Below are 14,159 nucleotides of genomic sequence, written 5' to 3'. Positions count from 1 at the left end.
GCCGCGGTGTTAAACCCATAGAGTTACAACGTTTTTCGATTCGGGGCGCAAAATTTGGAGTGCACGCGCAAACTACCTTATCCTGCCGTTTATGCGACGAACCCTAGGTTTAAGCGTTATCGCGGGGGTGCTAGCCATGGCGTTGCCTGCCGTGGCGCAGCCCGCCGCGAGCCGAGAGCCCCTGCCCCACAATCCGTCGCAACGACGCATCATCCGCGGCTGCAGCGCCGACGAGCCTTGTGACGCCGTCGTCGATGATTTTGAAATGTTTGAACGCGAGGCGTTTGCCGCGGATGGCCGCGCGCTTTGGACGACGCCACTCGCTGCCTCGCAGGCCGCCGTCGGCGCCAAGCCCAGCCAACTCAATCCTGAGTGGGCGTGGATGGATGGCCTGAAGATGCCTGATCTGCCGGTACAATGGGATGAGCGCGTCATTCGCTATTTGCTGCATTTCAAGACCGACGAGCGCGGCAAGCGCATGATGCGGGTTTGGTTGCGCTCGCAAGGGCGCTACGCCGAGATGATGCTGACGCAGCTGCGCCGCGCGCATTTGCCCGAGGACTTGCTCTATGTCGCGATGGTCGAGTCGTCGTATCACGTCAAGAGCGTGTCGCACGCCGGCGCCGCGGGCCTTTGGCAATTCATGCCCTCGGCGAGCCGGGTCTACGGGCTCAAGATCGATCGCTGGGTCGACGAGCGCAACGATCCGATTCGATCGACCGAGGCGGCCCTCGAATACTTCCGCGATCTCTACCAGCGCTTTGGCAGCTGGCCGCTCGCGATCGGCGCGTACAACGCCGGTTACGGCGCCATGCTGCGCGCGATTGCCCGCTACAACAGCAACGACTATTGGCAGCTGCTGTCCTACGAAAACAGCCTGCCGTGGGAGACGCAGCTTTACGTGCCCAAGATCATCGCCGTGGCCATCGTCGGCCACAACCGCGAGGTGTTTGGCGTCGCCGACGTCGAGGCGTTGCCGCCTGAAGCGTGGGATGAGGTAATGCCAAGGCCATCGACCTCGCTCGCGGCGATTGCCAAGGCCGCGGGCTGCAGCGTTGAAGACATCAAGCAGCTGAATCCGCACATCAAGCAAGGGCGTACGCCGCCTGATCGGCCGGGCTTCGTGGTGCGCGTGCCCAAGGGCACGGCCAAACAGTTTGCGGCGCAGAGCGACAAGGTCTTTGATGCCGCGAAATATCGCCCCTATAAGGTGCTCATAGGCGAGCGCCTCGAGGATGTTGCCTTGATTTTTGGCACGACGACCGCGGCGCTCAAGCGCCTAAATGACATCGACCATGAGGGTGAGATTTCCGGTGGCGTCACCATCTACGTTCCGGTCGTGTCGCCGCAAGCCGAAGCCGAGGGGCGCGCCGCCGCCAAGCTTGCGCTGCACAGCTCGGGCATTGACTCAAAACCCGGCGAGCCGCTTATCGTCGCCGTGCCCGACAAGGAGGCCGACGTCGCGGGGCGCAGGCGGGTGTTTTACCGCACGGTGGCCGGCGATCAGTGGGAGACGCTGGCAAGCGCGTTTGGCCTGTCGCCGCAAGCGCTGATCGAGGCCAACGGGATGGCGGGCGACGCGAAGCTGCACCCTCGCATGGTGCTGCAGGCGTGGGTGGCACCCGACTTCGCTGCCGAGGGCGAAATTTCTTTGCTCGACGAGCGCATGATCGTGCTCGTCACGCGCGGCTCTGCAGAACATATGGACGTGCTCGAACAGCGCACCGGCCGCGAGCGCTTCACCTTTGTCGCCGAGAAGGCTCAATCGTTTGAAGAAATCGGTAAACGCTATGGCCTGGCGGCGCGCGACCTGGCCCGCATCAACCGCAAGCCCACCAACACCGTCGTGCAGCCCGGCGAGTCGGTCGTGGTGTATCGCGTCATCGACAAGACGCGCAGCGACCGCGCCGAAGATCAATGGAGAGCGATTCCAAAAGCCAAGGCGAAGGCCAAACCAAAAGCAAAACCTAAGGCCACACCCAAGTCGGCGGCCAAACCAAGTGCACCACGTAAGCCGGCCGCGAAAACCGCCGAGCCGGTGTCATCGCCTGATTAGGGCGTTGACCGGCAGTTCCTGCTCGTAGATAGCACGCTGACCGGCAGGTGAGCGCACATGTCTTCCTGCTCGCAGATAGCGACCCTCCGGAGCGCGGCGAGAAGGCTGTGGTATCCACATCCCTTGGTGCCAACACCACTGCCCTGCAATCTATGCTCGCGGAAGAAACGTGCGCCACCTGCCGGTACGATAAGCGCGCCGCTGACCGATGGGTGTACCTGAGCGGCATGTCCTGCCGAATAGGTGGCTTAACTAGGGACGCCCCTAGCGATTGGGCTGCGGCGTCAGGCGGAGATAGGGCCGCATTACCTTGTAGCCCTTGGGAAACTTCTCGGCCAGCACCGCGGCGTCTTGTAGCGAAGGAACGATCACGACATCCTCGCCATCCTTCCAGTCCGCCGGCGTCGCGACCGAATGGTTGTCGGTGAGTTGCAGCGAATCGATGACCCGCAGGATTTCCTGAAAGTTTCGCCCGGTCGACGCGGGATAGGTGATGATGGCGCGAATCTTTTTATTGGGATCGATGAAGATCACCGAGCGCACCGTAAAGGTGTCATTGGCCTCGGGGTGGATGAAGTCGTAGAGGTTCGAGACCTTGCGATCTTTGTCGGCGAGGATGGGAAAGGCAAGCTTGACGTTTTGCGTCTCCTCAATATCGCCAATCCACTTTTTGTGATCCTCGACCGAGTCGACGCTCAGCGCCAAGGTCTTGACGCCACGCTTCACAAATTCGTCATTGAGCTTCGAGGCGCGCCCAAGTTCGGTGGTGCATACCGGGGTAAAATCCTTGGGGTGCGAAAATAGGATGCCCCAGCTCGAACCCAGCCACTGGTGAAACGAAATTGGGCCGATGTTGGAGTCTTGGGTGAAGTCTGGAGCGATGCTGCCGATGTGTAATGCCATATTGTCCCCTTTGTTGGTCGGAAATTAGTTAAATACTAGCGCAGCCGTGGCGCGCCGCAACCGGAAATCAACTATTTCCAAAAATTCCTTTAATTACAATATATTACGCAACGTCGTCTGACGCTTGGGCGGAGTGCGCGTGTCGCCGAATACTGCGTGTTTACTTTCCAAAGCCGGCCTGAACACCAGCGAGCAACTCGACATTGTTGCCGCCTAAGGCGTCAAAGCCATCGGTCACCACGTCGCGCACGTCGAGGCGCACCGCGAGTGTTGGGGTCACGTCAAAGCGCAACGCCCCACCCACGTGAATTCGATAATCAGTATTGCTCCCGAGCGGACCCGAGGCGAGCTGATATGCCCCGACACCGGCAACCAGAAGTGGCGTAAACCGCCCCGTCATCAGCTGATAGGCACCGCCTACGCTAGCGGCCAACGCGGTCGCGCTGCCGAGCTGGGTCTGCAGCGGCATCCAGTGAAATTCACCCTCGAGCGCGAGGCGGTGCCGCAGTCGCCAGCCAACGCGCGCGCCCGCCGTTGGCGATGATTTTCCGGTATAGCCACCAATGCCATCCGCGGCGACGAAGGCATTGCTGCCCAGTCCCCAGTTGCGCGCAACCGCGTGCATGCCGCCGTCGACGCCCGCATAAAATGGGGCTTGTGCGCGAGGCCTTCGTGTCACGGGCGTCGCGGCGACGCGAGGGGCGGGCGGCGGCACTTCCATGCGCGATTCGTCGCCCGACGCGATTTCGATGACGGTCTTCCACTCCGGTTGGCCCGGTCGGCTAATTACAACTTCGTGGCGACCCGGCGGCAGCGACAAGCCCTCGAGCCGTTCCGCCTCGGTGTAGGGTACCGCCACGCCGTTAATCGTCATCGTGGCGCCCTTCTCGAGCGGCACCTTTAATCGACCGGGCAGCGGCGTTAGCTCATCCGCAAGCTCGATTGCCCCACCGCGGGCACACGTGACGGTCTTTTCGATCGGGGAAAATTTGCTGGCCGAAATTTTGATGGTGTGAGGCCCCGGCGCCACGGTCACGCCCTTGGTCGCGGGTTGATCGTCGACCATCACCGTCGCGGCGCTTGGTTTAATGCCGGCGACCGCGACGACGCAACCATTTTCTTTCAAGGCGCGGGCCGCGCTGCGTTGCTCGCCAAATTTGGCGGTGTGCTTGAACTCATCGCGCGCGAAGCCATCGAGCACGACGGCAATGCGATGCTTGCCATCGGGCAGCGCCAAGTCCATGGGCGTGACCCCGGCCGCCGTTTTATTGCCGTCGACAAACACGCTCGCGCCTGCCGGCGTGGATGAGATCTTCAGCGTGCCCCGGTTGCGTTCGTCGATGTCCGCGATGAGCGCGCGAATGGCGGCGCGCTTGGGATGGCCCGGCTCCAGCGCCAACACCCGCTTGTATGCAGCATGGGCCTTGGTCAACTGATCGACCTTGAGGTAAGCGTTCGCCAAAAAGAGCGCCGCCTTGGCGGTTGGCTTCGCCTTCATCGAGGCCTCTAGCGCGGCGATCGCGGCGGCAAAATCGCCGCTGCGGGTGGCCGCAACGCCGGCCTTAAGCTGAGCCGCGGCTTCTTCGGGCGACGCGTGACTTATAGAAGGCGAAAACAGGGTCAGGGCCCCTGCCCCCACGAGCGCCAGCGCAAGCCATCGATAAAGTCGCATGCAGTGATTAATCCTAGCTAGGCCCTGACCAGCGTTGCGAGGCTAACTAGGCCGATACCCCTCGGCGACGACCAACAACCCACAACATGCCCAGGAAGGCGAACCACAGATTGCCACTGCCGCCACCCGCGTTACAACCGCTGTTGACCAGCAACTGCTGGTCGCAAGCATCTCCGAAGCCGTCGTCATCGGCGTCGAGCTGCTCTTCGTTGTCCTGGAACGGGCAGTTGTCGTCGGCGTTTGACACGCCGTCGCCGTCGAAGTCAGCGCTGTCGCCACCGTCGCAGACGTCGCCGCTGCCATCGCCGTCGATGTCTTCCTGCTCGGCGTTGGCGTTGAACGGACAGTTGTCGTCGCCATTGATGACGCCGTCGCCGTCGAGGTCGGCGCTGTCGGTCGTGTCACATGCATCGCCGAGGCCGTCTTCATCCGCGTCGGCTTGGCTGTCCTCGGCCGCGCCGTTGGCGACGAGCGGACAGTTGTCGTCGACGTTCGCGACGCCGTCGCCGTCGAGGTCGAGGCCATCGGTGGCGTCGCAGGCGTCGCCCAGGCCATCGGCATCGGCGTCCGCCTGGCTGTCCTGCGCCGCGCCGTTGGCGACAAACGGACAGTTGTCGGCATCATTGCCCACGCCATCGCCGTCGGCATCGGTGCCGTCGGTGCTGTCGCATGCGTCGCCGAGGCCGTCGCTATCGCCATCGGCTTGGTTGTCCTCAAGCGCGCCGTTGGCAACAAACGGACAGTTGTCCGCCGCATTGGGGACGCCGTCGCCGTCGGCATCATTGCCGTCGGTGCCATCGCACGCGTCGCCGAGGCCGTCGGCATCGCCATCGGCTTGGTTGTCCTGCGCCGCGCCATTGGCGACAAACGGACAGTTGTCCACTTCGTTGGCGACGCCGTCATCGTCGAGGTCGCGGCCATCTTGCGCATCACAGGCATCGCCCAGCCCGTCGCCATCGCCATCGGCCTGATTGTCCTGCGCCGCGCCGTTGGCCGCGAACGGACAATTGTCGCCATCATTGAGCACCCCGTCGCCATCGACGTCGAGGCCGTTGGTGCTGTCGCAGGCATCGCCAAAGCCGTCGCCATCGCTGTCGGCTTGGCTATCCTGCGCCGCGCCGTTGGCGACGAAGAGGCAATTATCGCTGGCATTGGCCACGCCGTCGCCGTCAAAGTCGAGCCCGTTTTGCGGGTCGCAGGCATCGCCTACGCCATCCCCATCGGCGTCGGCCTGATTGTCTTGCGCCGCGCCGTTTGGCACAAACGCGCAGTTATCGATCGCATTGCCCACGCCATCGCTATCGACGTCGGTGTCGTTTTGCGGGTCGCAGGCGTTGCCGAGGCCATCGCCATCCGCATCGGCCTGATCGCCGTTGCTGTTAAATGGACAGTTATCCGCCCCGTTGGCGGCGCCATCGCCATCGTGGTCATTGCCGTCTTGGCCGTCGCATGCGTTGCCTAGGCCGTCGCCATCCGCATCTTCCTGGCCGCCGTTGGCCTGGAATGGGCAGTTGTCTGAGGCGTTGTTCACGCCGTCGCCATCAGCGTCGAGGTTATTCTGCGCGTCGCAGGCATTGCCCACGCCATCGCCGTCCGCGTCGGCCTGGTCACCGTTGCTGTTAAACGGACAGTTATCCGCCCCGTTGGCAAAGCCATCACCGTCGAGGTCATTGCCATCTTGGCCGTCGCAGTCGTCGCCGAGGCCATCGCCATCAGCGTCGGATTGCGCGGGGTTGGCGAAGAAGGCGCAATTGTCGGCGCCATTGCCAACGCCGTCGCCATCGATATCGCTGCCGTTTTGCGCGTCGCAGGCATTGCCCACGCCATCGCCATCGCTATCGGCTTGCGACGCATTGGCAACGAATACGCAGTTATCAGCCGAATTGGCGACGCCGTCGGCGTCGAGGTCATTGCTGTTGACCGCATCGCAGGCGTTGCCGAGGCCATCGCTATCGCTATCGGTCTGCGAGGCATTGCTAACGAACACGCAATTATCGACCGAATTGACAACGCCGTCGCCGTCGAGGTCATTGCTATTAACCGCATCGCAGGCATTGCCGAGGCCATCGCTATCGCTATCGGTCTGCGCGGCATTGCTGGCGAACACGCAGTTATCTGCGGAATTAACAATGCCGTCGCCGTCGAGATCGAGGCCATTGCTCGGATCGCACACGTTGCCGAGACCATCGCCATCGCTATCGGTCTGGGCGCCTGGCACGTACGGGCAGTTATCGAGCCCGTTATTGGTGCCGTCGCCATCGACATCAAGGCCGTTGGTGACGTCGCAGGCGTCGCCAAAGCCATCGCCATCGGCGTCGGCCTTGCTAGCGTTCGCATCAAAGGCGCAGTTATCGCTGACGTTGTTTACGCCATCGCCATCGGCATCTAAATCATTGGTGCTGTCGCAGGCGTCGCCAACGCCATCGGCATCCGCATCCTGCTGAAAGTTGAAGTCAAACGGGCAGTTATCGCTGCCGTTGGCATAGCCATCGCCGTCGTAGTCGCGGTCGTTAATGCTATCGCAGCTATCACCCACGCCATCGGTATCGACATCGTCTTGCCCCGGGTTGTAGTCAAAGGCGCAATTATCGTTTTCGTTCCAATAACCATCGCCATCGTAGTCTCGGTCATTAAAGCCGTCGCAAAAATCACCGACGCCGTCATTGTCGGCGTCGGCCTGCGCCACGTTGTAGTCGAACGGACAATTATCGTATTCGTTCCACGTGCCGTCGCCATCGATGTCCCAGTTATTAGTGCCGTCACAGACGTCGCCGACGCCATCAAAGTCATCATCCGACTGGTCGGTGTTGGCATTAAATGGACAGTTGTCGACGTCGTTGTTGACGCCATCGCTGTCGAGATCTGTCGGCACGCCGCCGCCACCGCCACCGCCGCCATAATCGAGCACGACAAAGCCGAGCCCGTACCCACTATGGTTATACGCAAACTGCGGAAATGGCCCGGAGCCGCCCGCCGAGATATCCTGGATCACGTTCGTGTCGCTGAGCAGAATCGTACCGGTGCTACTAATCGCGAGTTTGCTGCCACTTGCATAGGCAAATGTGGTGAATGCCCCGCCACCCGAGGAGCGGTAAATGGTGTAGTTGTCCGTCGCATAGATATCGCCGGTCGCAAGGTCTGCCTCGATGTCTTGGAAATAAATGCCAGTTGACAAGTTGGTCACAACCCAACCCGGATAGGTAACTTTCTGCAACGCGTTTGCGCCGCCGTTGAAGAACAAGAAGTTCCCTTCGGCGTCTCTCGCAAACGTTTCGACCCCGGACGCGCCAGGAATCGTAAAGGCGGCGGTATTGATATTGCCGCCCGGGGTAATGTCTAGGATGTAGCCATTGTGATGGCACGCAACCCAAAGTTTGTCATCGTTGGTGCGGGCTATGCCCATCGGTGAGCAACCCAATTGGATATAGGCAAAATCGCTGGCTTGCCCGGCGCGATTAAAGCGCTTCACGGTGTCGGAGTCATGACTGACCGCGTAACCATAGTCGCCAGCGGCATCCCAGACCATGCCGGCGCCCCAGCCGCCGGCGCCGTAGACGTTGGCGGCAAGCAGCGGCGCCGCGTTTAGATCGCCGCCCGCAGTCGCATTGCGAATGTTTCCCGAATAGTCGGCCGAATACAAATCTCCTTCAGCGAATGTCGAGCCGCCGCCGCCGCCGCTGCCGGCATAGTCGGTCTCGACAAACGCAATGCCGTAGCCATTTTTGTTGTTGGCGTATTGCAGCCACGGGCCAGAGCCGCCATTGGCACCCGTTAGGTTCCACACCGTACTGCCGTCGGTCTGCAAGATGGTGCCGTCGCCGCCGATTGTAAAGGTGTAACCGTAACTGTTGTACGCGAACGGGCTAAAGGCACCACCCGACTGGGAGCGATACATAGTAGAGCCGTCGATGATGTAGATATCTCCGGTCGATGGGTCAGTCTGAATATCGTAGGCATAGCTGTAGTAGATGTCGCTCAAAACCAACCCGGGGTAAGTCAGCCGTTGCACCGTATAGGTGTTCCAGTTCGTGTACAAAAAATCGCCATTCCCGTCACGCGTCAGAAAGTCTGCCGAGGAGCTGCCTGGCGTATTGATGCCGCCATACACGCTGACCGGCCCCCCCCCGCGCCCCCCCCCCCCCGGGGCCGTCCGTGGGGCCCGGGGCGCCGGGGGAAGGCGGGGGAAAGGGGGCAAAACCGGCCAATTACCCCCGCCCACCTTAAAGTGCACGACCCAGCGGTCCACCATTCGACGCCATAGTTCATGTAGCTAATGACGGGCGCGTTGTTAACGTCGCCGCCACCGGTCATGTTGCGCGTGGTCCCGTTGTAATCAATCGCAATGACGTTGTTCTCGGTAAACGTCTGCGCCGCGGCGTTTGTCGCCACGCCAACTAACACAGAAATATGATTCCTACGCGCGCTAAAGTCATCTAGACCTCCGAGATTGCTATCGACGAACAAATCCTTGACGTCTCTCAGGATACGCCGCCTGCAAACGCGTCGTCGATGTAGGCGCGATTACAATCGCGCAAGAATATTTGCCGCACTTGTAGGTGCATATACGGCAAGGAAAAATGCGTCGCGACAGCGCGCTGTTAAGCCGACTTTTCGCTAAACGCGTCGCCTTCGCAGCGAAACACCTTGGCCTTGCCTTCGACGATGGTCCACAGCAACACCGGCCGGGTCCACAGGCGATACACGTTGCGCAGCGTCTCGCGCAGCTTGGCCTGGTCGAGATCGACGCCGTCGTGCACGTGCTTCAATAAGAGCTCGCCGCGGTTATCGAGGTTGCCATCTTCGACCACGATCACCGGCTGGCCGCGATTGGTAAGTGAGCGCAACAATTGCTCTTTCACCTGCGCGAACTCCCGGCTGACGATCTGCCACTCGGCGTTCTTTTCGTGATAGCCGGTGGTGTAAAACTTGTTTTCGATACAGAACTCGAGCGTAAAAAACTCGTCGATGAATGTGACGTCGTTATATAGCTTGCGCACCTCGAAGATTTTTTGCTTGCCAAGGCCCAGCTTCTTATCCCACCCACGCTTTTGGTCCATCGAGTCGCATTCGTCCCACTCCTTGCCAAACTGCCCCTTGTTCCACCGCGACTCGATGTTGCGATAGAGCTCGACACCCAGCTTGTAGGGATTAAGCCTACCCGGCGAAGTTGCCATGACGCCGGCGTTGGCCTCGGCGTAGTCGATGATCTCCGAACTCAGCAACGCCTTCTCAGTCAGAATCTTGGAGTGCCAGTAACTCGCCCAGCCCTCGTTCATAATCTTGGTCATCGCCTGCGGCGCGAAGTAGTAGGCCTCATCGCGCACGATCTCCAGACAATGCCGCTGCCACTCATCGAGCGGCGCGTGCTGGATCAAGAACCACAACACGTCGCGCTGCGGGCGCTCGGGAAAGCGGTGCTTCTGCTTCTGCTTGGCCTCCGCTTGCTTCTTGCGCTGCGCCTCAAGGTACTCGGGCGGGTTGATGAATTTGTCCATGTAATTCTTCGCCGGCATGCGCGAATCATCGGAGCCCCCGCTTGGCGCCACGCTCTTGTCGCTCGGGCGGCCCACGAGATAAACCGACATCGGGTCGATGAGATTTTCGAGCGAGAGCGCAACGTCGAGGAAATTCTCGACCTCATCCTGGCCGACGGCTGCCATGTGCCGCCTCACCAGCGAGGCGTGGTTGGCCATCGCATCGACCATTTTACGGTTGGTCTTGCCAAAGAAAAAGTTGTGCTTAAAGAAATCGACATGCGCGCACACGTGCGCCATCACGGTCTTCTGCTCAACGGTCGAGTTCCCTTCCAAGAGATAAGCGTACGAGGGATTGGTATTAATCACCATCTCGTAGATCTTCGACATGCCCCACTCGTAGCTCTTGCTGAGCTGTTCGTAGTCCATGCCAAAGCGCCAGTGCGGGTAGCGGGTGGGAAAGCCCCCATAGGCCGCCACCTCGTTCATGGTCTTGTAGTCGAGCACCTCATACGAGATCTGAAAAAAATCCAGACCAAAGTCGCGCGCGTGTTGTTCGACGCTCTCTTGGATCTCGCGCAGATAGGGCGGGAGTTGGTGCAGCCTGGTCACGCTATTTCCCCTTCCCCAGAAAATCCTTAATGGAATCTAAGATCGCGTCCTTGCTCTTGATCTCCGAGGTCACGACGCGCTCGTCGGCGCCAAATTGCTCGTTAAGATCCTTGAGAAACTGCCCCGAACCGTAGGGCGATTCGACCTGCCCATAGCCAAACATGTTGACCTTCGCCAAGAGCTCATCGCGCAAGAGCGAGACGCACACCGCGGTGTCGTCGACCGACCAATTGTCGCCATCGGAAAAATGGAAAGGATAAATATTCCATTGATCGACCGGGTAATCGTCCTCGATCATTTTCGCGCACAACTTGTACGCGCTCGAAATCATCGTGCCGCCCGACTCGCGGGTGCGAAAGAACGTGTCGCGGTCGACCTCCTTGGCCAGCGCGTCGTGAATGATGTAGCGGCTTTCGATGCCCTTGTATTGCGACCTAAGCCACGTATCGAGCCAGAAGCTCTCGATGCGCACGATCTCTTTTTGCTCATCGCCCATCGAGCCCGAGACGTCCATCATATAAATGATGACCGCGGTCGATTGCGGCAGCATCTCGCGCTTCCACGAGCGGTAGCGGCGGTCGTCGCGAATGGGAATGATGACCGGGTTCTTGCCGTCATAGGTGCTGCTGCCGACTTGGCGGCGCAGCGCCTGCTTATAGGTGCGCCGGAAGTGCCGTAGCGACTCGGGGCCGGTGCTGCGAATCCCCGAATACTTGTCCTTGTACGTCGAGATCTTGGCGTTGCCCTTAGGCTCAATGCGCGGCAAGGCGAGCTCTTCGCCTAAGATCTCGGCGAGCTCGGCGACAGACAGATCCACATCGAGCATGTGCTCGCCCGGCCGGTCGCTGGCCTCGCCGTGGCCGTCGCCATCCTGCGGATCGCCGTCGCCCAGGCCCTGCCCCACCTTGCCATCGCCTTGCCCGACGCCCTGTTGCTCTTTGCTGCCGAAGCGAAAGCGGGGCAAGTCGACCTGCGGAATCGGCACCGACACCGTGTCGTTGCCCTTGCGCGCGATCATCTCGCCCTGCGACACATACTTGCGCAGGTTCTCTTTGATCTTGCCGCGAATGATCTCGCGAAAGCGGCCATGGTCGAGGTCGATGCGCTGGCTCATTAAAACACCACGTCTGCGGTCTCGCCGCGCTCATTGACAAAATACAGGTGGCCACCTTGGCGGCGCGTGCGCTGCGCCAAGTCGAGCAGGCCGAGCGCGCGCGACACGACGCCCGCCACATCCTCGGTGCCCATCTCGACGCACAGCCTTGCCAACAGCTCCGCCAGCGTGTTGTTAAGCTCGATCGAGACGGTGCCGACGCCGCGCGCATCCATGAGTTAGCCCTCCTTCTTGACGTCGCCTCGCGCAAAAATTGAAGCCACGTAGTTAAGGACATCTGTCGCCGAGCTCTCGTCATAGCCAAAGTTGGTGATAAGGCGCTGCTTGACGACGTCGATCTTGGCCTGGGTATCGCGGTCGACGACATTGCTGACCAAGCTGGTCAGCTTGATCGAATCTTTTTGGTCTTCGAACAGCTTGGCCTCGAGCGCCTTGTGCAGGCGTTCATTGGTCTTGTAGTCAAACGTACGGCCTTCGATGGCCAAGGCGCCGATGTAGTTCATGATCTCGCGGCGAAAATCATCCTTGCGGGAGTCCGGGATGTCGATCTTCTCCTCGATCGACCGCATGAGTCGTTCATCTGGCTCTTCATCTTGCCCGGTGTACGGGTTCTTCACCTTTTCGCGCTGGGTGTACGCCTTGATATTGTCGATGTAATTGGCGCACAGCCGCATGATGAGTTCTTCATCGGCGGAAATGGCGCGCTGGACTTCGTTCTTGACGATATCGTCGTACTCCTGCTTTACCAGCGACAGCAGCGCGCCGTAGCGCTTGCGTACCTCATCACTGCCAATGAGCGAATGGCTGCGCAGCCCGCTCTCGAGCTCGTTGAGCACCATAAACGGGTTAATCGCGCCACCGTCGCCCTTCTCTGAGACCAGCGCGTTGGAAATCTTATCCTGGATATAGCGCGGCGAGATGCCGTCGAGGCCTTCGCGGTTGGCCTCCTTGCGCAACTCCTTGATATTGTCTTGCGTAAAACCGGGCAGGCTCTTGCCGTCGTACAGCTTGGCCTTTTGCAACAGCGACAGGTTTGGCTTCTTGGGATCTTCGAGGCGCGTTAACACGGCCCACAGCGCGGCGACATACAGCGTGTGCGGCGCGATGTGCTTGCCAACTCGTTCCTTGGTGAAGTCGCGGGCGTAGATTTTCACTTCTTCCGAAACCCGCGTGATGTACGGGATGTCGACCTTCACCGTGCGGTCGCGCAGCGCTTCCATGAATTCGTTGGAGAGCAGCTTCTTGTACTCGGCCTCGTTGGTGTGGCCAATGATCACCTCGTCGATGTCGGTCTGCGCGAACTTCTTGGGCTTGATCTTGCGCTCTTGCGTCGCGCCGAGCAAATCGTAGAGAAAGGCGACATCGACCTTGAGGATTTCGACAAACTCGATGATCCCGTGGTTAGCGACGTTGACCTTGCCGTCGAAGTTAAATGCGAGCGGGTCAGAGTCGGCGCCGAATACCGCAATCTTGCGATAGTTGATGTCGCCCGTCAGTTCGGTCGAATCCTGGTTCTTTTCGTCCTTGGGCTGGAACGTGCCGATGCCGATGCGATCTTGCTCAGACAGCACGAGGCGGCGTACGCGCACGTGGCTCATTACTTTTTCAAAATCGCCCTGATAGTGCCGCATCAGCTCTTTAAAGATCAGGCGGCAGGCGGGATTGACGTCGCCTTCAATGTTGAGGTGGCCCAAGCCTAGCTTGGCCAAGGCCTCGGCGCGCCATTCGCGCGGAATTAGCCGAAGCGGCTCATCGTGCATGGGGCAAATAAAGGTGTCGCTGCCGCCGGCCAACTCTGACAGCGGACCAGGCAGCGTCCAAAAGTATGAATACAGCGCGCCGTCTTTGGTGCGCGAATAGTTCTCGATGCCCTTCTTAAGCAGGCGCACGATCGTCGACTTCGCCGAGCCGACCGGGCCATGCAATAAGATAATGCGCCGCTCGGTGCCATAGCCCTGCGCCGCGCTCTTAAACACATTCATCAGCCGCATCAGCGGCACATCGAGGCCAAAGACCTCGTCCTTGCCGTTGCTGCCGCTCTGGAAGAACTTGTAGCGCACGAGCTTTTTCTTGTTGTCGACGTACTCTTCGGTGCCGTGCGAAAGCACCATGTCGTAAAGGCGTTGATACGCGGTGCGCGTCACGCCGGGCTGTTTGCGAACGACTTCGAGGTAGTCGTCAAAGCCGCCTTCCCACGTCAGCTCCTTGTAGGTTTCGTAGTTTTGCAACGCCGCGATTTCACGTACAAGCCCCATGGCACAAGCCTATCATGCAGACGCGCTAACGTCCGATTGCTGGCAAAAAGACGAATCGCCGCCAAAACCTACA

The 14,159-nt window shown here is 60.1% G+C and carries 8 protein-coding genes; 1 reads left to right on the top strand and 7 read right to left on the bottom strand.

The window, feature by feature from the left end; all coding sequences use genetic code 11:
• Positions 1–91: 91 nt before the first annotated feature.
• Positions 92–2,056, top strand: coding sequence for a transglycosylase SLT domain-containing protein (locus IPL79_18390; protein ID MBK9072945.1), 1,965 nt, complete (start codon positions 92–94; stop codon positions 2,054–2,056).
• A 264-nt stretch (positions 2,057–2,320) separates the two neighbouring features.
• Here IPL79_18390 and IPL79_18385 read toward each other — a convergent pair whose 3' ends face one another.
• The 7 genes from IPL79_18385 to IPL79_18355 form a co-directional block, all read right to left on the bottom strand.
• Positions 2,321–2,959, bottom strand: coding sequence for a peroxiredoxin (locus IPL79_18385; GenBank protein MBK9072944.1), 639 nt, complete (start codon positions 2,957–2,959; stop codon positions 2,321–2,323).
• Positions 2,960–3,119: 160 nt separating this feature from the next.
• A complete protein-coding gene (locus IPL79_18380; GenBank protein ID MBK9072943.1) occupies positions 3,120–4,631 on the bottom strand; it encodes a PEGA domain-containing protein in 1,512 nt (503 codons plus the stop codon).
• A gap of 46 nt (positions 4,632–4,677) precedes the next feature.
• Positions 4,678–8,610: a thrombospondin type 3 repeat-containing protein gene (locus tag IPL79_18375; protein ID MBK9072942.1), complete on the bottom strand. Its 3,933-nt coding sequence runs from the start codon at positions 8,608–8,610 to the stop codon at positions 4,678–4,680.
• A 619-nt stretch (positions 8,611–9,229) separates the two neighbouring features.
• Positions 9,230–10,717, bottom strand: a complete 1,488-nt coding sequence (locus tag IPL79_18370) for a SpoVR family protein (protein MBK9072941.1) — start codon at positions 10,715–10,717, stop codon at positions 9,230–9,232.
• Between the two features lies 1 nt (position 10,718).
• A complete protein-coding gene (locus IPL79_18365; GenBank protein ID MBK9072940.1) occupies positions 10,719–11,831 on the bottom strand; it encodes a DUF444 family protein in 1,113 nt (370 codons plus the stop codon).
• Positions 11,831–12,046: a hypothetical protein gene (locus IPL79_18360; GenBank protein ID MBK9072939.1), complete on the bottom strand. Its 216-nt coding sequence runs from the start codon at positions 12,044–12,046 to the stop codon at positions 11,831–11,833. The genes IPL79_18365 and IPL79_18360 overlap by 1 nt, the downstream gene beginning before the upstream one ends.
• A gap of 3 nt (positions 12,047–12,049) precedes the next feature.
• Entirely contained in the window at positions 12,050–14,086 is a 2,037-nt protein-coding gene (locus IPL79_18355; GenBank protein ID MBK9072938.1) for a serine protein kinase, read from the bottom strand.
• Positions 14,087–14,159: the final 73 nt, after the last annotated feature.

It is taken from the genome of Myxococcales bacterium, from assembly GCA_016716835.1.
Lineage (GTDB): Bacteria > Myxococcota_A > Polyangia > Haliangiales > Haliangiaceae > JADJUW01.
Note: the sequence above shows the minus strand (reverse complement) of the source record. Positions and strands in the feature narration are given on the sequence as shown.

What these genes read in the sequence shown, in the direction of transcription:
- IPL79_18360 (MBK9072939.1), bottom strand. Translation starts at nt 12,046, where the DNA reads ATGGATGCGCGCGGCGTCGGCACCGTCTCGATCGAGCTTAACAACACG.
- IPL79_18385 (MBK9072944.1), bottom strand. Translation starts at nt 2,959, where the DNA reads ATGGCATTACACATCGGCAGCATCGCTCCAGACTTCACCCAAGACTCC.
- IPL79_18365 (MBK9072940.1), bottom strand. Translation starts at nt 11,831, where the DNA reads ATGAGCCAGCGCATCGACCTCGACCATGGCCGCTTTCGCGAGATCATT.
- IPL79_18390 (MBK9072945.1), top strand. Translation starts at nt 92, where the DNA reads ATGCGACGAACCCTAGGTTTAAGCGTTATCGCGGGGGTGCTAGCCATG.
- IPL79_18355 (MBK9072938.1), bottom strand. Translation starts at nt 14,086, where the DNA reads ATGGGGCTTGTACGTGAAATCGCGGCGTTGCAAAACTACGAAACCTAC.
- IPL79_18380 (MBK9072943.1), bottom strand. Translation starts at nt 4,631, where the DNA reads ATGCGACTTTATCGATGGCTTGCGCTGGCGCTCGTGGGGGCAGGGGCC.